This is a genomic window from Gluconobacter sp. Dm-74 (assembly GCF_018256135.1).
Classification (GTDB): Bacteria; Pseudomonadota; Alphaproteobacteria; order Acetobacterales; family Acetobacteraceae; genus Gluconobacter; species Gluconobacter cadivus.
Map to the genome: position 1 here is coordinate 16,764 of NZ_JAERLX010000006.1, position 21,330 is coordinate 38,093.

General features: G+C 54.8%; 19 protein-coding genes. 14 read left to right on the plus strand and 5 right to left on the minus strand.

Annotation, left to right across the window (positions count from 1 at the left end; translation table 11 throughout):
• Positions 1 to 58: 58 nt before the first annotated feature.
• From JK208_RS09880 to JK208_RS09900, 5 genes are all read left to right on the plus strand, one after another.
• Positions 59 to 601 carry a sugar dehydrogenase complex small subunit gene (locus JK208_RS09880; protein ID WP_211575967.1) on the plus strand — a complete coding sequence of 181 codons (543 nt, stop codon included), beginning with the start codon at positions 59 to 61 and terminating at the stop codon, positions 599 to 601.
• Between the two features lie 24 nt (positions 602 to 625).
• A complete protein-coding gene (locus JK208_RS09885; protein ID WP_211575968.1) occupies positions 626 to 2,218 on the plus strand; it encodes a GMC family oxidoreductase in 1,593 nt (530 codons plus the stop codon).
• 3 nt (positions 2,219 to 2,221) lie between these two features.
• Positions 2,222 to 3,637, plus strand: coding sequence for a c-type cytochrome (locus JK208_RS09890; RefSeq protein ID WP_211575969.1), 1,416 nt, complete (start codon positions 2,222 to 2,224; stop codon positions 3,635 to 3,637).
• 376 nt (positions 3,638 to 4,013) lie between these two features.
• Positions 4,014 to 5,027, plus strand: a complete 1,014-nt coding sequence (locus tag JK208_RS09895) for a glycosyltransferase family 2 protein (RefSeq protein WP_211575970.1) — start codon at positions 4,014 to 4,016, stop codon at positions 5,025 to 5,027.
• Between the two features lie 662 nt (positions 5,028 to 5,689).
• The gene (locus JK208_RS09900; RefSeq protein WP_211575973.1) at positions 5,690 to 7,846 is read left to right on the plus strand and encodes a hypothetical protein; all 2,157 of its coding nucleotides are present in this window, start codon (positions 5,690 to 5,692) and stop codon (positions 7,844 to 7,846) included.
• Positions 7,847 to 8,096: 250 nt separating this feature from the next.
• Here the strand turns inward: JK208_RS09900 and JK208_RS09905 are convergent, their stop codons facing one another.
• The 3 genes from JK208_RS09905 to JK208_RS09915 are packed head-to-tail and all read right to left on the minus strand — an operon-like array spanning position 8,097 to position 10,299.
• The gene (locus tag JK208_RS09905; protein ID WP_211575974.1) at positions 8,097 to 8,996 is read right to left on the minus strand and encodes a delta(1)-pyrroline-2-carboxylate reductase family protein; all 900 of its coding nucleotides are present in this window, start codon (positions 8,994 to 8,996) and stop codon (positions 8,097 to 8,099) included.
• A gap of 39 nt (positions 8,997 to 9,035) precedes the next feature.
• Positions 9,036 to 9,389 (minus strand): RidA family protein, encoded by a 354-nt coding sequence (locus tag JK208_RS09910; RefSeq protein ID WP_211575976.1) that lies wholly within the window; start codon positions 9,387 to 9,389, stop codon positions 9,036 to 9,038.
• Positions 9,390 to 9,423: 34 nt separating this feature from the next.
• Positions 9,424 to 10,299, minus strand: coding sequence for a D-amino-acid transaminase (locus tag JK208_RS09915; protein ID WP_211575978.1), 876 nt, complete (start codon positions 10,297 to 10,299; stop codon positions 9,424 to 9,426).
• A gap of 200 nt (positions 10,300 to 10,499) precedes the next feature.
• On the opposite strand from JK208_RS09915, the gene JK208_RS09920 reads away from it, so the two are divergent.
• Positions 10,500 to 11,816, plus strand: a complete 1,317-nt coding sequence (locus JK208_RS09920) for a dihydroorotase (RefSeq protein WP_211575979.1) — start codon at positions 10,500 to 10,502, stop codon at positions 11,814 to 11,816.
• A 3-nt stretch (positions 11,817 to 11,819) separates the two neighbouring features.
• On the opposite strand, the gene JK208_RS09925 is transcribed toward JK208_RS09920, so the two are convergent.
• Positions 11,820 to 12,713 (minus strand): LysR family transcriptional regulator, encoded by an 894-nt coding sequence (locus JK208_RS09925; protein ID WP_194262609.1) that lies wholly within the window; start codon positions 12,711 to 12,713, stop codon positions 11,820 to 11,822.
• Positions 12,714 to 12,863: 150 nt separating this feature from the next.
• Here JK208_RS09925 and JK208_RS09930 point away from each other — a divergent pair, with 150 nt between their 5' ends.
• The 8 genes from JK208_RS09930 to JK208_RS09965 are packed head-to-tail and all read left to right on the plus strand — an operon-like array spanning position 12,864 to position 20,095.
• Positions 12,864 to 13,817, plus strand: coding sequence for an N-carbamoyl-D-amino-acid hydrolase (locus JK208_RS09930; protein WP_211575980.1), 954 nt, complete (start codon positions 12,864 to 12,866; stop codon positions 13,815 to 13,817).
• Positions 13,817 to 14,629, plus strand: a complete 813-nt coding sequence (locus JK208_RS09935) for an ABC transporter substrate-binding protein (protein ID WP_211575982.1) — start codon at positions 13,817 to 13,819, stop codon at positions 14,627 to 14,629. The genes JK208_RS09930 and JK208_RS09935 overlap by 1 nt, the downstream gene beginning before the upstream one ends.
• Positions 14,626 to 15,462, plus strand: a complete 837-nt coding sequence (locus tag JK208_RS09940; RefSeq protein WP_211575983.1) for an amino acid ABC transporter permease — start codon at positions 14,626 to 14,628, stop codon at positions 15,460 to 15,462. Before JK208_RS09935 ends, JK208_RS09940 begins: the two co-directional genes overlap by 4 nt.
• On the plus strand, positions 15,459 to 16,241 hold the full coding sequence (locus tag JK208_RS09945; protein ID WP_211575985.1) for an amino acid ABC transporter ATP-binding protein: 783 nt from the start codon (positions 15,459 to 15,461) through the stop codon (positions 16,239 to 16,241). Before JK208_RS09940 ends, JK208_RS09945 begins: the two co-directional genes overlap by 4 nt.
• 24 nt (positions 16,242 to 16,265) lie before the next feature.
• Complete coding sequence (locus JK208_RS09950; protein WP_211575990.1) at positions 16,266 to 17,150, plus strand: polysaccharide deacetylase family protein; 885 nt, start codon at positions 16,266 to 16,268, stop codon at positions 17,148 to 17,150.
• Positions 17,147 to 18,604, plus strand: a complete 1,458-nt coding sequence (locus JK208_RS09955) for an amidohydrolase family protein (protein WP_249202085.1) — start codon at positions 17,147 to 17,149, stop codon at positions 18,602 to 18,604. Before JK208_RS09950 ends, JK208_RS09955 begins: the two co-directional genes overlap by 4 nt.
• 11 nt (positions 18,605 to 18,615) lie before the next feature.
• Positions 18,616 to 19,452, plus strand: coding sequence for an ABC transporter substrate-binding protein (locus JK208_RS09960; protein WP_211575991.1), 837 nt, complete (start codon positions 18,616 to 18,618; stop codon positions 19,450 to 19,452).
• The gene (locus tag JK208_RS09965; RefSeq protein WP_211575994.1) at positions 19,442 to 20,095 is read left to right on the plus strand and encodes an aspartate/glutamate racemase family protein; all 654 of its coding nucleotides are present in this window, start codon (positions 19,442 to 19,444) and stop codon (positions 20,093 to 20,095) included. Before JK208_RS09960 ends, JK208_RS09965 begins: the two co-directional genes overlap by 11 nt.
• On the opposite strand, the gene JK208_RS09970 is transcribed toward JK208_RS09965, so the two are convergent.
• Positions 20,085 to 21,329 (minus strand): MFS transporter, encoded by a 1,245-nt coding sequence (locus JK208_RS09970; protein WP_211575995.1) that lies wholly within the window; start codon positions 21,327 to 21,329, stop codon positions 20,085 to 20,087. The genes JK208_RS09965 and JK208_RS09970 overlap by 11 nt on opposite strands.
• Position 21,330: the final 1 nt, after the last annotated feature.

The following is a 21,330-nucleotide window of genomic DNA, read 5'->3' on the forward strand; positions in this document are numbered from 1 at the left end:
CCTGTCGAACCATTATTTTCTGTCATATGGCGGGTTGTTACCTGAGGAGGGAAACATCGTGCGTTCCACACAAAACGGCCTCTCTCGTCGCCAGCTTTTGGCAGCCTCCCTTGCACTTCCCGTCATAGGAAGTCTTCCGGGTATCGCGCGTGCCGCAGGGCTTCTGACGTCTACTGATTTCCATCAGCTTTGCGTGGTTCTGACGGGAAGGGACAATTTCAATCCTGAATTTTCCAGGCGGATACTGAAAGCCCTTACCCAAAAAGACAGTAACTTCCCTGTTAGAGCGAACGATTTGAGAGAGTCCCTGAAAGCCGCCGACCTCACGGATATGTCGAATTTCGCTAGTTATGCCCAACAGAATAAAGACCTCGCCTCTGTGGCGCTGAGCATTATTTCCGCCTGTTATCTTGGTTACACCGGTACGCCGGCAATGGACGCAACTCCGGCCGTCGGTCATCCCGTAGATGATGCAACATTCATTACCTATGTCGGTGCGCTGATGTATGCGCCTACAAAAGATACGACCGTTATTCCAAGCTATGCCAGAGGACGCACAAATTATTGGGTGAATCCTCCGTCTGCCCAGAATGCCGGCTAACTTCTGTTTCAGGTAAATGTAAAAATGACCATTCAGTATGATGCAGATGTTATTGTCGTTGGTTCAGGGGCGCTTGGAAGCAATGCTGCCTATGAACTTCTGAAACATGGCAAATCGGTTATTGTTCTGGAATCCGGACAATCAATACCGCGCTGGAAAATCGTCGAAAATTTCCGCTCTTCTCCCCGTAAGGGCAATCATAACGACCCGTATCCCAATCAGCCTTGGGCTCCGACTTCTTTCTCCCCGGGCTATATCGAGAACACTGGGAACTTTAAATTTCTTCCAGGAATGTTGCGTTTGGTTGGAGGAACTACCTGGCATTGGGCCGGAGCAACATGGCGGTTCCTGCCCAACGATATGAAACTCAAAACCCTTTACGGTGTGGGGCGCGATTGGCCGATCTCTTATGAAGACCTCGAACCCTACTATGGACGTGCCGAGTTCAACCTTGGCGTTGCAGGCAGTGATACTCAGGATCAGTCCGGTCAGGGCAGCAACCACCAGTTTCCGGCACGATCAACGCCCTATCCCGTTCCGCCGGAAGCCGAAACCTATTACTTTCAGCGGCTCAAGGCCCGTCTGACGCCTGAAGGTTTCAATTTCATCCATGAACCCAACGCCCGGACCAACCAGCCATGGGATGGGCGCCCTGGATGTTCAGGGAACAACAACTGCATGCCTGTCTGCCCCATTGGCGCCATGTACTCTGGAGATGTGCATGCCAGACATGTTCAGGCGCTCGGGGGAAAAATTATTGAAAATGCAACGGTCTTCAAGCTTGAGAAGAGGCCTGACGGTAAGATCGTGGCGGCTCACTACAGAACGTCCGAACACAAGGATGTCCGTCTGACAGCGCGTTACTTCATCATTGCCAGTAACGGACTTGAAACACCCAAGCTCCTACTCATGTCCGACGTTGCCAACGCTTCCGATCAGGTAGGCCGCAACCTTATGGACCACACAGGGATGGGGCTACAGTTTCTGGCAGATGAACCCCTATGGCCAGGACGTGGCCAGGTGCAGCAAGGGGGAATTTTCAACTGGCGTGATGGTGATTTCCGACGTGAACACTCAGCCATCAAGCATGCGTTGACAAACACAGTGCCTAATCGGGCCATTACGCAGCACTTGTTGTCCCAAGGCATCGTAGGGCCCGAACTGGATGAAAAAATCAAGGACTGGGCTGCACGATGGGTCGATATTTCAACGGTCTTCGAACTCCTGCCGAGCCCATCCAACCGGATTCAGCCGTCCACAACCCGCAGGGATGCCCTCGGTATTCCCACCATGACCATTCACTACGACACAGACGACTATATTGAGAAAGGCGCTGTTGTCGCCAAGGCAGACTACGCGAAATTCGTTGCGGGCATGGGAGGTACTGTTATCAACAACAATACCGGCTGGCAGAACCGGGACCACATCATGGGTACTGTCCTGATGGGGGACGATGCGAAAACATCTGTCGTAAACGGCGAATGTCGGAGTTGGGACCACAGCAATCTGTTTATGGCAACCACCGGCGTGATTCCGGCCTGCGGCGTTGTGAACCCCACACTGGCTGGTGTCGCTCTGGCCATCAGGTCAGCAGACATTATCGCAAAGGAAGTCTGAGCCATGCCTCGCTATCTTGCACCTGGTCTCGGTCTTGTCATCCTTACAGCGATTCCCAGTCTGGCTATGGCGCAGGCCAGTACGGAAGATCTCGTCAGGCAGGGGGCGTATATCGCCCGCGCTGCGGATTGTATGGCCTGTCATACCAATCCTGGCGGCAAATCCTATGGCGGTGGCTATGTCATCTCCTCTCCGCTCGGGGACATCATCGCGACCAATATTTCGCCGTCCCGGCAGTACGGAATCGGAAACTGGACGGAAACCCAGTTTTCCAGGGCTGTGCGCGAAGGTGTCGCGCCTGAAGGTCATCTTTATCCGGCCATGCCCTATACGGCATATTCGGGGATCAGCGATGCTGATATTCATGCCCTGTATCTCTATTTCACGAAGGGCACCAAGCCTGTTGATTTACCTCCGGAAAGGCACACCGCTTTGCCATTTCCCTTCAATCAACGTTGGTTGATGGCCGGGTGGAATCTTCTGTACTCAACCGGTAAACCTATGTCAGCCGCTACAACAGCAGCAGGCGGCACACAGCGGGGAGAGTATCTGGTTAAGGTACTGGCCCATTGTTCAACCTGCCATACACCGCGAAACATCGGCATGTCGGAAGATCAGAGCCGTTTTCTCGCTGGCGCCGATCTTGGTGGCTGGCATGCGCCCAACCTCACATCCGACGCCATAAGTGGCCTTGGCGGCTGGAGCGACGACGAACTCAAGTCTTATCTTCGAGACGGCGCTGCTCACGGTAAAAGCCAAGCGGCCGGGGGAATGGCCGAAGCGGTTGAACACAGCCTACGGCATCTTACCGATGCGGATCTTGATGCGATTGTCCGGTATCTTCGGACCGTCAAGCCTGTCAGAAACCCGAACCAGAGCCGTCCCGGCTTCAGCGTTACAACTGGGAAACCTGTCGATCTGGCTGTTCTTGATGCTCCTATAAACCGTAGTCCCGATGCCCTGACGAACGCTTCCAGCATCAATGGCGCGGAGCTTTACACGGGAGCCTGTGCTTCATGTCATCAATTTAACGGCCAAGGGACACATGACCAGTTCTACCCGTCATTGACCTCAAATACCGCAGTGGGTGGCCCAACGGCCCAAAATCTGGTGATGGCAATCCTCAAAGGCGTGAACCGTGCGACGAATAACGGTACCGTCACGATGCCTGCGTTTGAAAAACAGCTCAACGACGCGCAGGTGGCATCCGTAGCGAATTATGTTCTTCAGCGCTTTGGAAATGACGCGATCCACGTCAATGCAGCGGACGTCACGCTTCTTAAGGAGGGGGGAGCCAAGCCTCTCCTTGTTCGATATGCCCAGATTGCTGCCATAGGCGGCGTAAGCATCATGGCCGTTTTGGTTTTTGTGAGCCTAATGGTTATTCTGTACAAAAAGCGTAATTCCAGTAAAGAATAACCGTGTTTGGAGAATTATGTATCCATAATCGTCTGGTCCAGAGTGACTTAAAACATGTTTGGGAAATATTACTGTCGATACAAAAGTTGATGTCCTCTGATTAAGACAACATTGGACAATGCGCTAAGGCGCGACGTCTTTTGAGCTTCTCATATGACTCTCAATGCGAGTGTGGTGTTTGTATATCGGCCTATTGTACCTGACAGGCTTCCCGCAAAATCTCCGTCCCGACAGGTAGAATTCTATATCTTTCTCTTCCAGAGTATCTGAAGCCGAGTGTTATGATACCGTTCACATTTTCATCAAAAGTGGATTTTCTATTTAAATTGTATATTATAGTATCCTAGTGTATGGATTTAGCATATTTAGGTGTTTTGTGGGCAAAATCGATTGTGTTGTTTCAGTCATTATCCCAGCATATAATGCTGAAGATTTTATCGAGCATGCTGTTCATTCTGTTCTGAAGCAGACGATGAGTAATTTTGAGATAATTATTGTTAACGATGCATCCCGTGATAAAACTAGAGAAAAATCATTAAAGCTTTGTGAGCTTGATGAGCGTATCACATATTTTGAGAACGATAAAAATCTCGGGGTTTCAGAGTCAAGAAATTTCGGAATCAGAAAATCTAAAGCAAAATATATAGCAATACTCGATTCAGATGATTTATGGAGAGAGGACAGACTATCAATAATGATCGAGCATATGGAAAAAAATAATCTTGATATGCTTGCGGATCAGCTTGTTGTTTTAACCGAAAATTCGCGAGAGAATGCATTTTCTCCAGAATGGATGAAATACAATAAAGACATAAATATATTTCATTATATGTCTATGGATTGGCCAGGTTTACAGAAAACTATGCCTTTATGTTATATGAAGCCCGTTTTCCGTAAGGAATTTATTTTAAAAGAGAATATTTTTTACGATAAAGAATTGAGCATTGGCGAAGACTCTCTGTTTTATTCATGTATGGTTGTAGCTGGAGCAAAATTCATGGTTATTCCAGATGCGCTTTATTTTTATACAGTTAGAGATGGATCTCTCTCAAATATAAATCTGCCCGCACTACAGTTGATGAAAATACCAAAAAAAATAATGGAATTTTGTGTATTGAAAAATATAGTAATTGATAGAAAAATTAAATTTACTATAAATGCAAAATATCAATCTTATCTTTTGAAACATTCAATTGATTTAATAAAAAATGGATTTTATAAAAAATCTGTACTAAATTTAATGAAAATCCAGATTGGAACGTATGTAAGGTGGGTGGTTTATTTTATAAAGCTTTCTTGCAGGAAACTTTTTATTTCATCAGGGTTTGAATTTGGAACAAGAAAAGAAATTACCCCGCCATTTATATCGACTTTAAGACGCATGTCGTAGGCTTGCGCTTCATAACCAAAGCATGAGAGTGGACTGGGGAATAGAGGGCTGAGCATCTGTCGTAGCTGGTTGCTGCCGTCGTCAGTCCTTTATACCCCCGAACATAATTCCGACCGGTTGCGTCGTTGATATTTTTCTCTTGTTGTATTTTATGAATTCTCGACGTTGCTTCCTGTAGTTGTGTATTGTCTAGTTACACCCGCGCTGACTATTACGGTTCAAAAAATAGTCTCGCCCAACACTTAGTCGTCATCAAGCTGAGAGTGGCCATGATTCTCGGGAAAGAGTGCGCGCAGACTCTCCATCCACCAATCAGTTGCCAAGAGTGATTGCTTATCTCCAACCGCTTTATTGATTCTGAAGTGGTTTCCGTAAATAAATCAACGAAATTTTTGCGGGTACGGGTGCGTCATTTTAACCGTTATCTCAATGATTTTACACCATTCTCGATACTGGTTTGGGCGCAAAATACTCAATATAGCGAACGCTAAAAATATCGACATTTCGACGGCATACCTAATTTCCAATTGTGGGAAAAGAAACGCTTAGCTATTGAGAAAATTCGCCATATATGCTATGTTTGATATACTGGTATTTACGTATAAGTATAAACCAGCCGAGCGCAAGCTATAAAATCAAAAAACAAAATTGGATATTTTATTGTGAGCAATCGCATATTTAAGCACGCTTTCATAATTATATTTTTATCGAGTGTCCCTTTGGGAGTAACAAAAGCCAATGCTGCTACAAGTGATAATATTATTGAAAATTATAAAGATTCCAATGGGAAAATACGTCCCATAACCATGGAAGCAAAATTGGATTCATCCAATGTGCCCGTTGTGGAGAATTACAAAGACAATAATGGAAAATGGAAAGAAGTATTAATTACTCAGCAAATTTGTGGTCTAGATGAAAATTCTCATCCAATAGCTTGTGGGTCTGATGGGGTTGATAGTTCTGGTAATATAAATTCTCCAATATACTCGCCTATGGTGAATAGTACGGTCGCAAACCTTACAAGCACGGGAGTAAATACCCCAATTCTTTCAATTGGTGGCAAACAATCTTCTTACGCTTTGCCGGGACAAAATTCTGATCCTTACGTTCCTCCTCACGCACTTTGGCTGGGATCTCAACGAGCTGGAGCGAGTACATCGTCTGTTGCAACAGACAATCTTGGTACGGGCTCATCTATTGTTCTGCGTGGGCGTCCTGATGGGTTTATGGACCTTGGTTGCCTGACGTGTACGGTTACTACTAATAAAAGCGTATTTGATACTCGCGCAGGTTTATCTACAAACCTCACAAGTGCATCAAACATTGCGAATGATCCATCTTTCGATACGGTCGTTCATTATGATCAAACGGGAAATGACGAGCCTGTAATCGTGGTAAAGGGTGTAACCTATGACGCGACGCATATCTTTTTACCATCGGGATCGCCGCTAGATACTCAGCAGATTGCCCGAATTCACCCCAATATGTACATAACCACCAATTCCATTTCAAATGATGTTTCACAACAAAACAACACAACTACAGATAGCGGTTTACAAAATCCTTCTGTCGGTGGTTCTATAAATAATCATAATTATTTTGTTTCGACTGTTTCGTCAGTTTCCCCTGATGGAAAATCGATTACAGTCAATGGCTGGGGAATCATGAATGGTAATAATACCGGCCATCCTTGGAAAACTAATGATATTCCAACATCGAATTATGACACTGTACGGAATAATTTTGGCCAAGCGGTTGCTATGATCGGATCCCCGACACAGACTGGCGGCAGAAATCTTTACATGACTTTTGATCCTGTTGCCAATCCTGATAGTCTTATAGACTACCTTAATGGCGACGAACTGGATCTTCACTACAACGGAGATAAATCTAACGAAGCGACTATGCGTGGTATCGTTATAGCTTTTGACTGTGAAGGCTCCGCTGCGCCGAGTTCTGGAGTGTGCTATCATCCTACTTACGATAGCGTAGGGTTGGAAATTAACGGAAATAATCTGCCTAACGGTATCAAAAACACAGTTTCCGGATGGGCCAACGAGTACAAAGGATATAATTTCTACATTCCGGGGTCTGAAGCGCCGTCTCTTGGAAAAAATAATTCCCATACTTCTTTCGAAACGAGAACACCCACATCGATCGGCACAAATGTGCTCGTAACCCGTTCTTGGGTAACACAGAATGATGCTGCTACGTCTCCAATATGGTCAGATTACCAAGTTAATTTGGGTCTGGTAATCGACGGAAAGCAATGGGATAGCAGCGCAAATACTGGTACAAATATGGGTATGATTTCATTTAATTTCAATAGTGCCAATCTTGGAGGCGTTTGCCTGATTGGCAATAATACAGCTAGTGGAGACTCCAATGCACCCGGCTTGTGTGTGCGTGGTAATGGAGATGTCTGGAGCGCGGGGGCATTCCGTCTCGCCAACAATAGTCCGTTGATGGGGGCCAGTTCTTCTGGAAATAATGGCATTGGCGCAACCCTGGCTCCCGACGATTCAGGAAATTGGAACGTTGGAACCCAGGTTTCGGGCGGGGGAAATATTAAAGGTGTTAATACGTATTTTGGTACCGTTCTTCAGGTTCCGTATATTGAAGGTGTATCGCTAATACGGACGGGCACTAATCAGTCCTTAGACGATATTAAAAATTCCTCACATGAGGTAAGTGATCGTGTTTGGTGCAATGATTGCCTTAATGTTGACCAAGCGGCCGGTGGTGGGAGTGGTCGATGGATTTTCATGGATAATAAAAATACTTGGCGCAGTGATGATGGCGCTGTTGCTGCACACTAGGCTTTATTGACAAAAATTCTATTTAGATGAGCTTTCGTATGGTTCCAAACTTCTCTTAATGAAGAGTAGTGAATACGTTTTGATCAGGCGGTGGAAGGGTGGTCAATCTATCGGCAACCCTCTGTCGTTTGTTTTTATTTGCCCACGGCCGATGATGAAGAGCTTTTTGATCCATCAGATACTGCTTCGTGTTGGTGGATCAAAAAGGAGGACGTCGAAAACCGTTAGAGTATGACAGGCAAAAAATCCGTTATGCGAACTTCGGCAGGAACTGCAAGGCAAGCCGACAGGCTGCGAGATCCCATGCGGCACAGCCGACGCTTTTGAAGAAGATTGGCTGGCCTAGCGGTTGCTTTCCCCGCAGACAATCGGCAAGAGCAACAACGTCTGGCCAGTTTTTTCCAGCCTGAATAATATCCCCTGCTTCATGGGGCGCTCCAACAGGATCATCGACGACGCAGAGACTGTTCAGGACAATATTGGGGCCAATCTCGATCATATCCGGTCGATACGCGCCCACACCGATAACCAGTGTCTCCGGCGAAGCCTGCCCATCGAACAGGATTTTCTGGCTGCTGGTGACGGAAATAACAGCATCATACTGATTTTCAGTGTCGCGTTCGGCCTGAATTCGAAGGGCGGGATATGGGCCTTCTATCAACGACATGATGCGCTGCGCGTTTCTCCCCCGTATTGTGACTGAAAGGCCCGGGTAAAATTCATTCAGCGCTTCAAGATGAACCCGCGCCTGTGCGCCGGTTCCGATAAGTAAAATGTTTTCGAGGCGTTTGGGGCGAAAACAGGACAGGCCGAGCATCGAAATTGCGGCTGTACGTCGTTCAGTCGCGGTAATGCCATCCATGGCGAACAGAAAATGTCCGTCCTGGGCATCCAGGCCCGTTACCTGCCCCTGAAGGGTTGGCAGATCTGTATTCTCCGGGAAAATGGTCAACAGCTTGTGGGCGATTAGATCAGGGCCACAGGCCACCATCGACAGCACGCTTCCGCGTTGATCGGCTGTTGGAACGACGAGGCGTTCCGGGCAGATGATTGTCCCGTCCCGGTATTCTGTGATGGCTGTCCTGAGCGCTGTGATCAGCGGTTGAAAGGGGAGAGCCTGTCGTGTTTCATCGGCTGAAAGAATGCGCATGGAAGCTCCGGAACGGTGTCAGGAAATCAGAATTCTCTTTCAGGATCCGAGGCGTGCGACCAGTGTCATTTCAACTTTCCAGGCCGGGTCCGCCAGACGTGCCTCTACCGTGGCACGGGCAGGCTTGGCACTCTGATCGAACCATGCGTCCCATGCCCTGTTCATCGCGCCAATCTCGGAAATATCCGTCAGGAAGATCTGTACGGAGACGATGTCGCTTTTCCGGCTGCCGGCCTGTGCCAGAAGACTATCAATCTGATGGAGGACGTTGGCAGTCTGCCCTTCCGTGTCCAGGGTTTCGTCCGTGGTCACCTGACCCGCGAAATGGATCATGCCATTGCAGATGACGGCGCCGCTGAGGCGCTCGTGAGGATCCAGACGTGTGATCGACATTGCTGATAATCCTTATATTCAGGGAAAAGGGTTTTTAGAAAATGATTGCTGGTAGCGTCATGACGTCCTGCAAATAGGCGTCATAAAGACTGCGAAAGACTGGTCCGGGAATCCCATTGCCGACGCTCACGCCATCCATTTCGATAACGGGAACGGCGATCGTCGAGGCACTTGTGTAAAAGACTTCCGTCGCGCCCAGAACGTCCGCCTTTGAAAACGGCCGCTCCGCGATTGTCAGACCATGACGTTTGGCAATTTCAATGATTGTCCGGCGCGTAATGCCCGGCAGGATATCCTGGGAAAGATTGCGCGTAATCAGTTCGTTGCTCGCACTGACGATGAATGCGGTCGAGGAAGCGCCTTCGGTGATCTCGTCGCCATCCAGCATCCAGGCTTCGTTGACCCTAGCCTGCTTCACGGCGTGTTTGGCCATGACCTGCGCCAGAAGCGATGTGGATTTGATGTCCCGCCGCGCCCAGCGCAGATCGGGCACGGTAATGATCCGCCCACCGGTTTCGATGACCGGATTGGACTGAACCCGTGAGAATTGTGGAAACATCACAACGGTCGGTTCAAGGCCCTCGGCATATTGGAAAGCTCGCTCCGCCACGCCGCGACTGACCTGAATATAGATCAGCCCGTTGCGCAGTTCATTGCGCCGCATCAGTTCGGTTTCAATCCCGGTCCATGCTTCAATGCTAAACGGATTGGCAATTCCGATCTCTGCCAAAGAGCGCTCCAGACGCTGGAGATGATGGTCGTTATCCACAAGACGCCCCTCGATGACAGCCGTCACTTCATAGACGCCATCACCGAAAAGAAACCCGCGATCCATGACTGGAATGACGGCATCCCGAAGAGGAACGAATTCCCCCCGTACGAACCCGATACGGTTGTCGACAGTCGACACGATCCCTCCATTGCAAGCCGGTCTGTTGAGGTCCTGTATAAAAGAAGTTTCCTGCACTGGCATATTGGATATCCGGACCTGCTATTCAGCGGTGTGATACTGCCCCGCAACTGCCGATAGAGCAGACACTGGACGCACCAGCGCATGCCATGGAGTATTTTTCGACCCGATATCACTCGTAGAACAGGCAGGCGACCCTCATGGAGCATTTTGATCTCATTCTGAAAAACGGGACTGTCGTTACTTCCTCGCAGGAACGTGCCGATATCGGCTGTCGAAACGGCAGGATCGTCGCCATCGGAAATCTCGGCCGCGCAGAGGCAACCGAAGTCATCGATTGTACCGGCCTGCACGTATTGCCGGGTGTCATTGACCCCCATGTCCATCTGCGCGAGCCGGGAGATGCCAGTGTCGAAACCATCCATGATGGCACGAAAGGTGCCATTCTTGGCGGCGTCACGGCGGTTTTCGACATGCCCAATACGGCTGAGTCGGTCGTTTCCAAAGAAGTTCTGGATCGCAAACGCGCCATGATCCCGGGCAAAAGCTGGTGCGACATCGGGCTTTATGTTGGCGCGACAAAGAAGAATATCGAGACACTGGATACGCTCGAAGTTCAGGACAATGTCTGTGCCATCAAGGTTTTCGCCGGGTCATCGACGGGCGATCTTCTTGTGGAAGACGATGCCAGCCTCGAAGCTCTGATGCGGAACGGAACCCGCCGCGTCTGCTATCACTCAGAGGACGAAACGCGTCTTCAGGAACGCAAAAAACTCTTTTCTGTCGGCCAGCCTTATCGCATGCACATGGAATGGCGGGACGTCGAATGTGCGTTTCTTGGCACCCGCCGCCTGATGTCGCTGGCGCGGAAAACGGGGCGCAAGACGCATATCCTGCATGTCTCCACCGCGGAAGAACTCGCCTATATGCGCGATTTCAAGGATATCGGAACGGTCGAGGTTCTGGTCAATCACCTTACGCAGGTTGGGCCGGATGTTTACGATCGCCTTGGGGGTTACGCGATCATGAACCCGCCCATTCGTGAACAGCGCCACTACGACGCGTCTTGGGCAGCCGTTAATGCAGGTGATGTGGACTGCATCGGCTCCGATCACGCGCCCCATTCCCGTGAAGCCAAGGAACGTCCTTGGCCGCTGACCTCGGCGGGCCTGACGGGCGTGCAGACGCTTGTCTCCATCATGCTGGATCACGTGAATGCCGGCCGTCTGTCGCTTGAGCGGATGGTGTCGCTGATGTCGGCCGGTCCCGCGCGCGTTTATGGGGCGGTCGGGAAGGGGCATATTGCTCCGGGCTATGACGCGGACTTCACGATCGTCGACCTTGCGCATCGCCGGACGATTGAGGAGAGCTGGATCACGTCGCCATGTGGTTGGACCCCGTTTGCAGGGATGCCCTGCACCGGCTGGCCTGTCATGACGGTCATTCGCGGTCAGGCGGTCATGCGCGAGGACGAAATCATCGGATCGCCCCGCGGTGCGGTCGTGTCCTTTTTCTGACCCTCAGGGCTCTTTGGGAAGATCGGTCACAACCTCGCGGACGCGCTCCAGAAAAAAGCGTCCAAGCCGCGAAAGAGAGCGGTTCTCGGACCATATTGCATACGCGGCAACGGGAATGGCCGGTGCAAAGGGGCGGCTGACGAGTTTGAAGCGCCCCGACGAGGCCGTCAGCGGGTCCACGATTGCGACCCCCGCATTGGCCTCCGCAAGCGTACAGGCTGTATTGGCGTAGCGGACTTCGGCAGAGAAGGTGAAACCCTCGTCTTCCTGATCGAACGCGGCCCGTGTGGCTTCCCCGAGCTTGGTGCCGGATTCCAAGGCGATGAAATGATAGTCCCGTAGGTCCCACGGCCGGATCTGCCGCTTTTCGGTGAGTGGGTGGCCCGGCGGCATGACGCAGACCATCTCGCCGCGATACAGAACTTCCGACGCCAGACCCGGCTTGCCGCTGAAGCCGAGCGCAAATCCGAGTTCGGCCTTGTGGCTTTCCACACTGTTGACGACGCCTTCATAGCGCCGGACATCGAAATACGTCCGGATTTTCGGCCGAAGGGACTGCGTGCGCTGGATCGCCGTTGCGAGCATGCCGTAGCCGATCGGCGGCGTGGCCACGAGCCGGAGCTGCCCCGCGCGGCTGTCCCGAAGATCCTGAATCCGGCCTTCGAGCCGTTCATGCAGATCGAAGATTGCCTCCGCGTCATCCACGATGATCGTGGCTTCAGGTGTGGGGTAAATCCGGTTGTTGACCCTCTGGAACAGGGCAAACCCGACCTGATCCTCCATCGTCCGGATCGCATTGCTGATCGCAGGCTGTGACAACCCGAGAACGCGCGCGGCTGCAACGGTCGTATTATGGCGAATGATTGCCCGGAGAATCTCGATCTGGCGCAGGTTCATCTATAAGTTTTTTGAATATGAGAGAGGGATATCTGATTAGCCGGATTATTGAGCGAACCGAAACAAAATGGCAATGAATTTGTGACCGGCAGATGCGCGGAAAAGTTCGCCATCGTGCCATAAATGAGACCCGGACGAGGGAAAATGACTATGGGACGGATCATTCGGATTGCCGCAGCCCAAATGGGGCCGACACAGAAAGCCGATACGCGAGACCAAACGGTCCAGCGCATGATCGCCCTGCTGGAAGAGGCCGCCTCAAAAGGCGCCACACTCGTTGTCTATCCCGAACTCGCGTTTACGACATTCTTTCCGCGGTGGCTGCTCGAAGGAGCGGAGCTGCTGAAGGAATATGAACGTTCCATGCCGAATCCTGAGGTCCAGCCTCTGTTCGATCGGGCGAAAGAGCTTGGTATCGGCTTTTATGTTGGTTATGCGGAACTGACTCCGGAAGGGGAACGTTTCAATACCAGTATTATTGTTGCCTGTGATGGCACAATTCTTGGCAAGTATCGCAAGGTCCATCTGCCGGGTTCGGTCGAACCCCGGGCTGGCGCGAAATTCCAGCAGCTTGAAAAACGCTATTTCGAATATGGTGACCTCGGTTTTCCGGTTTATCGGGCTGGAGCGGAATGGTCCGATGCCCTTATCGGCATGCTGATCTGTAATGACCGCCGCTGGCCGGAAGCCTGGCGCACGCTCGCTCTGCAAGGGATGGAACTGCTTTGCGTCGGCTATAATTCCGCCGCCTATGATCCAAACGGTGGCGATACCGAAAGCGCTGATCTGCGCACCTTCCATGCCCAGCTCGTTGCGCAGGCGAATGCTTACATGAATGCCTGCTGGGCCGTGGCTGTGGCCAAGGCGGGAGACGAAGACGGGTCCTGCCTGATCGGTGGAAGCTGCATCGTTGATCCGAACGGTCAGATCGTGGCCCAGACCACGACCCTTGCCGATGAAGTGATTGTCGCGGACTGTGATCTTGATCTCTGCCAGCAGGGCAAGACCAAGATGTTCAACTTCGAGGCACATCGGCGGCCACAATGGTATACCCGCATCACAAGCCAGACGGGCGTCGTCTACCCGGAGGACGCAATCGGCTGATGACGTCGACATTCCGGACACTCCTGTCTCTGACGGCCTGTCTCCTCTGGGGGCATGTGGGGGACGCACAGGCGTCTTCCGGAGTGCTCCGGATTTCCGTCAATCCGATTTATCCGCCCCTTGAATTCCGCGATCCGGTCACGGACCGCCTGACCGGTTTCGACATCGATTTCGGAAATGCCCTTGCGGCCCGCATGGGCGTGAAGGCCGAATGGGTCGAGACGGCCTTCCCGCAAATGATCCCCTCGGTCCAGAGCGGCCGTACCGACATGATCCTTAGCGGATTTTCCGACCGTCCCGAACGCCGCGCCTTTCTGGATTTTCTGGACTATCTCAAATCCGGCGCACAGGTCCTCGTCCTGTCACAGGGCGACGTCCAGAGCCCCGAGATGCTGTGCGGCCGAAAGGTCGCCGCCAGCCGAGCCACGTCCTTCCCGTCCATGATCCGGCAGTGGAGTCACGACCACTGCGAGGCGCAGGGACGTTCCGCGATGGTGTTCTACCCGTCCGAAAGCGGGGCCGACGCCCGGATACAGCTCCTTCAGGGGCGCGTCGCGGCCATGGTGCAGGGGGGCGAGACGGTCGGATATTTCATCGACATCACCCATCACGCCTTTCGCAGACTCGGAAATCCCCTGTCGAACATGCTGCTGTCGATGGCCTTTCCCAAAGGACACGCTGAACTTAAGGCGCAGGTCTCTCACGCTTTTGCCGATCTTAGGGCAGACGGAACCTATGCGCGCCTTCTCCAGCGCTGGTCCCTTGAAGATGCCGCTCTCCCCGCTACAGACTCAGACGGATCCATACCATGACCAGAACGACAGAGGCTTCCCGGCTTCTTGCCCTGCCGCGCGGAGGGCGTATCGCATGGACGCAGATCGCCTCGGGCGTCGTGCTGCTCGCTCTCTGCGCCTGGATTATCCATGCCTTTGCCGTCGGGCAGATCGAATGGCGCTATGTCGGTCAGTTCCTGTTCGTGCCGTCCATCCTGCGCGGTGTTGGCGCCACGCTGCTGATGGCGATATGCGCCATGGCGCTGGGCATGGTCGCGGGTATTGTTCTGGCACTGGGCCGGCTGTCCACCGCGTGGCTGCCCCGCATCGTCTCGGGACTATATGTCTGGCTGTTCCGGGGCGTGCCGGTCATCCTGCAACTGCTGATCTGGTTCAACCTTGCGCTGATCTTCCCGCATGTCACCCTGCCGGGCGTCGGCTCGTACCGGACGGTCGATCTCATGACGCCGTTCCTCTCGGCGCTGTTCGGGCTGGGCCTCAATCAGGCTGCCTATATCGCCGAAATCTTCCGCGCCGGTTTCCAGAGCGTGGATCGCGGGCAGTATGAAGCCGCCTCCGCCATCGGCATGACGCGCCTGATGGCCATGCGACGCATCATTTTCCCGCAGGCTTTCCGGACGGTCATCCCGCCGCTTGGTAACGAATTCATTAACATGATCAAGCTGACCTCACTCGCCAGCCTCATCCAGTATCCCGAAGTCCTGCACAATGCGGAGACGATCTATTACGCCAACACGCGCGTGATCGAACTGCTGATCGTCGCAGGTTTCTGGTACCTCACGGCCGTGACCGTCCTCTCGCCGTTGCAACACCTGCTGGAACGCCGCTTTTCGCGAGGAAAATCCTCATGACCGAACCTGCGATCTGGATCAGGAACCTGCACAAATCCTTCGGCGCGAACCCTGTTCTGCGCGGCGTGTCGCTCGATATTCCGCCGGGACAGGTCGTGTGCGTCCTCGGCGGTTCCGGGTCAGGCAAGACGACGATGCTGCGCTGCATTGCCCAGCTTGAAACAGCGGAAGGCGGCCTGATCGTCATGAACGGTGAACTGCTCGGCCTGTGGGAGCGGAACGGACGACTGGTCCCCCGAAGCGCGTACGACATTGCCCGTCAGAGACGTCTGGCCGGTATGGTTTTCCAGCGCTTCAATCTGTTCCCGCACATGACGGCGCTTGAAAACGTCATGGAAGGGCCGCTCCGCGTGCAGAAGCGTGCGGCTGCGGAAGTCCGGTCCGAAGCGCTGGAGCTTCTGCGCAGCGTCGGGCTGGAACATCGCGCGGATCATTATCCCGCGCAGCTTTCCGGCGGCCAGCAGCAGCGCGTCGCCATTGCCCGCGCGCTGGCGCTGAAGCCTGCCGTCATGCTGTTCGACGAGCCGACCAGCGCGCTCGACCCGGAATCCGTAGGCGATGTGCTGGCCGTCATGAAAAGCGTCGCGGCCAGCGGCGTGACGATGTTGGTCGTCACCCATGAACTCTCCTTCGCCCGGGAGGTCGCCGATCGCATCCTGTTCATGGATGGCGGCGTTATTCTGGAAGACGCCCCGACCGCCGACTTCTTCGGAACCCCACGCGAAGACCGCACACGCGCGTTCCTCGCCGCCGTTCTCGGCCAGAAATCAACAGCCTGATACTTTCCAAGCGGAGATACTCCCATGATTCGCAGCTACGATGATGTTCCGATCCGCCCCTCGAACCTCGCGGGTCCAGCGCCGGAATTCCCATGGCCGCACGGGATGCGGGCCGCGATGATGCTGTCTTTCGACATCGACGCCGAAAGCGCCATCACCAGCAAGGACCCGTCCCACGCGGACAAACTCGTTTCGATGTCCTATGGCGGTTATGAAGCCCGCGTCGGACTGCCCAAGGTCCTCGAACTGCTGCGCGAACTGGACCTCAAGGCCACGTTCTTCACGACCGGCTGGGCAGCGGATGCCTATCCGTCGATGGTGGAAAGCGTCCTGCGCGACGGCCATGAAGTCGGCCATCACGGCTATCATCACCTGCTGCCCGATCCCGGATCGGCGCATATCGAGGACGAACTGGCGCGCGGTTTCGAGGCGCTGGCCAAGCATGGTGTCCGCCCTGTGGGCTACAGGGCGCCCTATGGCGAAAGCTGCGACGAGCTGCGCACGGCGCTCAAGCGCGAAGGCATGCTCTATTCCAGTTCGTGGCGCGACGATGTGCGCCCCTACCGTCAGGTCCTGCCGGATCTTACGCCGGGCGTCGTCGAACTCCCGCCGTCCTCCTGTTTCGATGACTGGATGCACGGTCTTAGCACCCGTTTTGGCGCGCGCTCGATCTTCCCGAAAGAACATGTCCTGTCCATGTGGAAGGACGAGCTGGACGAAACACGCGCCTGGGGCGCCATGGTCGGCACCGTCTTGCACCCGCTGGTCAGCGGCCGTCCGATGCGCCTGCGTCTGCTGCGCAATTTCCTGCTCTACACGATTGAATGCCGTGACGTTTGGATCGCCACCGGAGAGCAGATCGCCCGCCATTTCGAGGCGTGCGAAGCGGCCGGATCGACCGCACCATGACCGCCCGTCCGATCCGCATTTCCGGACTGCGACAGGCCGTTCTGTGGGACGAGCGTAGTGCGGGGCATGTCTATGCGCCCGACACCGACCTCGTGATCGAAGGCGGTAGGATCGTTTTCGCTGGCCCCGCATCGGAAATGCCGGATGTGTACACGGCTCTTCCGGTCGATGTGGACGGGCGCGATCTCATGGCCATGCCCGGTCTGGTAGATGTCCATTCCCATCCGGCGACGGAACCCATGAGCCGGGGCATGTTCGACGAACTCGGCTCGCCCGGCCTGTTCTATTCGTCTCTGTACGAATACATGCCGGTCTTCCGTGCCGATGCCGCCAGCAAGCCGGACTGCGCACGCGTAGCCTATAGCGAAATGCTGCTCTCGGGCGTCACCACGGTCGTGGATCTCTCCACCCCATGGGCCGGCTGGCTCGATGCGGCGACGGAAAGTGGATTGCGTGTCTGTCTGGGGCCGATGTTCCGTTCGGCGGCATGGAAAACCACGAACGGCTATACCGTCGATTACAGCTGGAGCGAGGACGGCGGCCAGCGTTCGATGGACGAAGCGCTGGAAACCGTGGACGCAGCCGAGGCCCACGCATCGGGCCGTCTGTCCGGCATGATCGTCCCGGCCCAGATCGACACCTGCTCGCCCGAAATCCTGAAAGCCTCATTCGCGGCCGCAGAAAAGCGCGACCTGCCGTGGCAGACCCATGCGGCGCAGTCGATTGTCGAGTTTCAGGAAATCACCCGCCGTCACGGCATGACGCCCGTCCAGTGGCTCGACAGTCTGGACGTGCTCTCCCGCCGCAGCATTGTCGGCCATGCGATCTTTCTGGATGACCATCCCTCCACGCCCTGGCACACGAAACGCGACCTCGACATCCTCGCCAGCCGGGATGCAGCCGTCGCCCATTGCGCCACGGTTTTCGCCCGTCGCGGTTACGTCCTGAAGGATTTCGGACGTTACAAACGTGCCGGAATCCGCATCGGATTGGGAACGGACACCTACCCGCACACTATGCTCGATGATCTGCGTCTGACGGCCTATCTGGGCCGCATACAGGAACAGAGCCCCGAAGCCGTCTCCACGCGAGACGTGTTCGATGCCGCGACCTGCGTCGGTGCCTCGCTGCTCGGACGGGATGATATCGGCCGCCTGAAAACCGGTGGTCCGGCCGATCTGGTGCTGGTCGATCTGTCGCATCCGATGATGCGCCCCTCGATCGACCCGGTGCGCTCGCTCATTTTCTCCGCTGACGACCGCGTCATCCACTCCGTCTATGTGGCGGGCCGCAAGGTCGTGGAGAAGGGGAGGGTGCTCACCATGGATTATGAAGGCGCGACCGCCCGTCTGGTCGAGGAGCAGGCGCGGATCGTGGGCTCCGTCGCCCAGCGTGACCGACTGGGCCGTTCGGTAGACACGCTCGTGCCGCCGACCTTTCCGACCCGCCGATGACGTGCTGCGCGATGCCCCCGTCTGTGGCGCGCTTCATGCGTCGCGCCTTCGCGGTCACCGCGCTGGTGGGTCTCGGTTCCGCAAGAGCCGAGACCCCTGATCTCCCGCTGGGGCTGTATCCCAGTTATCCACCGCTCGATATGCGCGACACCACAACGGGCGACCTCGAAGGCTTCGATGTCGATCTCGCAACGGCCCTGAGCCAGCGGATGGGCATGACACCCCGGATGGTCGAGACGGGCTTCGCACAGCTCATTCCGTCCCTTCTAACGGGCCGGATCAGGATGTTTTTCAACGGCATGGTGGATACGCCCTTAAGGCGGGAGAGCGTGTCTTTCGTCGATTACCTGCAATCTGGTTTCCAGTTTGTAACGCTCTCCGGCGATGCTCACGCCCCCTCCAGCCTTCCCGAACTCTGCGGCCGCCGGGTGGCCGCCAGCCGCGTGACCTCCGTCCCGGCCGAGCTTCTGGCCTGGAGCGACCGCAACTGCGTGGCCAAAAAACGTCCGCCTGTCCTCCTGTTCGCGACCGAAAATTCGGCGGATGCGCGGCTTCAACTCCGCGAAGGCCGCGTGGTCGCGGCCCTGCAGGACAGCCTGACACTTCCCTGGACGGTTGAAATCAGCGGCCACACGCTTCAGGCGCTAGGCGAGCCGTTCCATCTGTCCCCGCTGGGGATCGGGCTGCCCAAAGGAGACGCCGACTTCACCTGCCGCGTCTCAAAAGCGTTTTCAGCCCTGCAGCAGGACGGCACCTATCTTGCCCTGATCCATAAATGGCACCTGCCCGAAAGTGCGGCCCTTCCCACACAACCCATTCTCAAGGCGTGTACCGATCATGCTCCCTGACCGTATTCTCGTCATCAATCCCAATTCCTCGTCTCAGGTGACGCGTGCGATTGATGCGGCGCTTGCCCCGATGCGCAGTCGGACGCCTTTTCGGATCGATGTGATCGATCTTCCCGACGCCCCGCCCGGTGTTGCATTGCAGAGCGATGCGGACGAAGTGGCACCCATGGTCCAGCGTGCCATCCGCGCCAATCCGGCCGAGGCTTACGCTGTTGCCTGTTTCAGCGACCCGGGCGTTGCGGGTGCGCGTGAAAACACGCCGGGCGCTCCGGTCCGTGGAATCGGGGAAAGCGCGATCCTGCATGCCCTGACCCGCGCAGACCGCTTCGGCATTATCGCACTGTCCGAAAAATCGGTCTTCCGTCAGCGTCGTCTGGTGCGCGGGATGGGCGTGAGCGAGCGCTATGTCGGCAGTCTCGGTATCGGCACCACAGCCGCCGGAGCCACGGATCATGCGCTGCTCGACAGGATGGTTGATGCGGCAAAACGTCTCGTCGATCAGGGCGCGGACACGATCCTCATGGGCTGCGCAGGCATGGCGCATTTCCAGCCGCATCTTGAAGACATCTGCCAGCGCCCCGTGATCGAACCCACCCGCGCCGCCGTTGCTCTCCTGATCGGAGACCTCACCCTCAGGCCCTGATGGGCGCTCGGACACAGGCCAGAGCTCCAATTCCTGCCAGTCCCAGAAAGATCAGAAATCCGTCAGCCATCCTCCAGTTTCCCAGGATCGTAACGCTCCAGGACATGGCGAGCGGCACCACGGCAACGGACAGGTTTCCCAAGAACTGCGTCCACGACGACAGCCGCGCCGTGGATGATCCTCCAAATTCCTGCACGCAGGCCCAGATCGAAATCTGACCCAGCCCCAGAAAGGCTGCGGCCACAAGTGCGAGCGGAAGCATAGCGGCGCTGCGTGATGTCATCAGGGCTACAGCAAGAAAGGCGGTTCCCCCGCCAAGACCAGCAATTCCGAGCGGGACACGGGCGCTCCATTGCGAAAGGCCCGCGCGGAGCAGCTGGTCCGAGGCAAAGCCCCCCAGAAGCTTTGAGAGCAGGATGACGAGGTATGAGGCGGAAACATACCACCCGACATGGCTCATGTTCAAATGGAACATATTCCGCAGATAGAGGGGAAACAGTGCCAGAAAGAATCCTTCGACCCCCATCAGGCAGAAATAGGCCCCCCCGATTGTATACAGGCGGGACAGAGCGAACGGCTCCACCGGAGCTGCCAGCTGTTGTTGTATGGAAGGGTCTTCTGCTTTCAGGGCATAGGCCAGAAGGATGCCGAAGAGCAGGACCCCGGTTATTCCGTAGATCGCAAAACATAGCTGCCATGACAACGACGTCATGAGAAAAACCGAAAGCGGTGCGCCGACGACTGCCCCCAAAGACAGTACAGCCAGAAGAATCGCAATGACAGAAGAGCGATGAGTGGTGCGAAAGCGTTGCTGCACGGTCATGAGTGCGGCGGTCCAGTCCGGCGCCTGACCCATGCCGAGAAGGGCGCGGCACAGCACCAACTCCCAGATCGTGCTTGCAAATGCCGTGGCGAGCAGAGCGAAGGACCAGAATAGGCACGCCAGTGCATAAGTCCGGGCCGCTCCCAGCCTGCCGCATACCCACCCGGCCGGAAGCTGACACAGGGCATAGGTGAAGGAGTAAGCAGAAATGATGTTGCTGATCTGCCCCAGACTGCAACCGAGACTGCTCTGGATGCGGGGCGCCATGACGACCATCGCCTGTTTGTCGATGGCCATCAGAAATGTTGCCGGGAGCAGCACCAGTCCAAGAACAAGCCAGGGATTATTCCAGTGTCGCCCTGCCTGCACCATGCCACGCCGAACGGGCAGGGGAGCCTCTGAAATGTGCATC

What these genes read in the sequence shown, in the direction of transcription:
- JK208_RS09945 (WP_211575985.1), top strand. Translation starts at nt 15,459, where the DNA reads ATGACCGAACCTGCGATCTGGATCAGGAACCTGCACAAATCCTTCGGC.
- JK208_RS09960 (WP_211575991.1), top strand. Translation starts at nt 18,616, where the DNA reads ATGCCCCCGTCTGTGGCGCGCTTCATGCGTCGCGCCTTCGCGGTCACC.
- JK208_RS09965 (WP_211575994.1), top strand. Translation starts at nt 19,442, where the DNA reads ATGCTCCCTGACCGTATTCTCGTCATCAATCCCAATTCCTCGTCTCAG.
- JK208_RS09930 (WP_211575980.1), top strand. Translation starts at nt 12,864, where the DNA reads ATGGGACGGATCATTCGGATTGCCGCAGCCCAAATGGGGCCGACACAG.
- JK208_RS09935 (WP_211575982.1), top strand. Translation starts at nt 13,817, where the DNA reads ATGACGTCGACATTCCGGACACTCCTGTCTCTGACGGCCTGTCTCCTC.
- JK208_RS09920 (WP_211575979.1), top strand. Translation starts at nt 10,500, where the DNA reads ATGGAGCATTTTGATCTCATTCTGAAAAACGGGACTGTCGTTACTTCC.
- JK208_RS09885 (WP_211575968.1), top strand. Translation starts at nt 626, where the DNA reads ATGACCATTCAGTATGATGCAGATGTTATTGTCGTTGGTTCAGGGGCG.
- JK208_RS09890 (WP_211575969.1), top strand. Translation starts at nt 2,222, where the DNA reads ATGCCTCGCTATCTTGCACCTGGTCTCGGTCTTGTCATCCTTACAGCG.
- JK208_RS09940 (WP_211575983.1), top strand. Translation starts at nt 14,626, where the DNA reads ATGACCAGAACGACAGAGGCTTCCCGGCTTCTTGCCCTGCCGCGCGGA.
- JK208_RS09950 (WP_211575990.1), top strand. Translation starts at nt 16,266, where the DNA reads ATGATTCGCAGCTACGATGATGTTCCGATCCGCCCCTCGAACCTCGCG.
- JK208_RS09905 (WP_211575974.1), bottom strand. Translation starts at nt 8,996, where the DNA reads ATGCGCATTCTTTCAGCCGATGAAACACGACAGGCTCTCCCCTTTCAA.
- JK208_RS09925 (WP_194262609.1), bottom strand. Translation starts at nt 12,713, where the DNA reads ATGAACCTGCGCCAGATCGAGATTCTCCGGGCAATCATTCGCCATAAT.
- JK208_RS09955 (WP_249202085.1), top strand. Translation starts at nt 17,147, where the DNA reads ATGACCGCCCGTCCGATCCGCATTTCCGGACTGCGACAGGCCGTTCTG.
- JK208_RS09910 (WP_211575976.1), bottom strand. Translation starts at nt 9,389, where the DNA reads ATGTCGATCACACGTCTGGATCCTCACGAGCGCCTCAGCGGCGCCGTC.
- JK208_RS09970 (WP_211575995.1), bottom strand. Translation starts at nt 21,329, where the DNA reads ATGCACATTTCAGAGGCTCCCCTGCCCGTTCGGCGTGGCATGGTGCAG.